Source organism: Sphaerisporangium corydalis, assembly GCF_025506355.1.
Lineage (GTDB): Bacteria > Actinomycetota > Actinomycetes > Streptosporangiales > Streptosporangiaceae > Sphaerisporangium > Sphaerisporangium corydalis.
This window is the reverse complement of record NZ_JANZYP010000161.1, coordinates 1-709: the sequence shown is the minus strand read 5'-3', so window position 1 is coordinate 709 and position 709 is coordinate 1. Positions and strand designations below refer to the sequence as shown.

Genomic DNA, 709 nt, shown 5'->3' with positions numbered 1-709 from the left:
GGTCGGCGGACGGGTGACCCGATCAAGGTGTTTACAGAGAGTAGCGTTGGCCGGGTGGGGGTAACTGATCGTTAGATTCCATGATCAGTGGTTGCGCTCAGCCACGGCAGCCGATTGCGAGAGGGACGCGATGACCATCCGCCCCACCATCAGGACCCATGTGAGCAGGGGAACGTGGACCCGGATACCGGGTGCGGCGGTCCTGCTCGGCTCGCTCGTCGCGGGCCTGCCCGCCGCCGCCCAACTGCCACAGGACCCGGGCGTCCCAGGCGAACCGGGCGTCCCGGGCGGGCCGAGTGCACCGGGGGTGCCGGGGACCGGGGGGCGGGTGACGGTGTCGCGGGCCCCGGCGGGCAGCGCCATCCCGGGCCGGTACATCATCCGGCTGCGCCCCGGCGGGCTGGCGGCCGATGTGATCATCCCGACCGGGGTACGGCCGTTGTACGTGTACCAGAGCGTGTTCAACGGGTTCGCCGCGACACTCACCCCCGAACAGGTCAACGAGGTCCTGGGCCACCCCGAGGTCGCCGCGGTCGAAGAGGACGGCCTGGTCCGCGCCTTCGGCGACCACCCCCCCACCTCCCAGGCACCAGACCACGGCGCACCCGCCGCCCGGCGGGATCGCGGAGGGCCGGGTGCGGGGCGGGGTGCGGGGGGCGGGGGGCCCGCCGTGCCCTGGGCGGCGGGGCGTGGGGCGCCGACGCTGTCG

General features: G+C 74.0%; 1 protein-coding gene. It reads left to right on the top strand.

The window, feature by feature from the left end:
• Positions 1-160: 160 nt before the first annotated feature.
• A partial coding sequence (locus tag NYZ98_RS41340) for a protease inhibitor I9 family protein (protein ID WP_262851036.1) occupies positions 161-709 on the top strand: 549 nt, incomplete at its 3' end.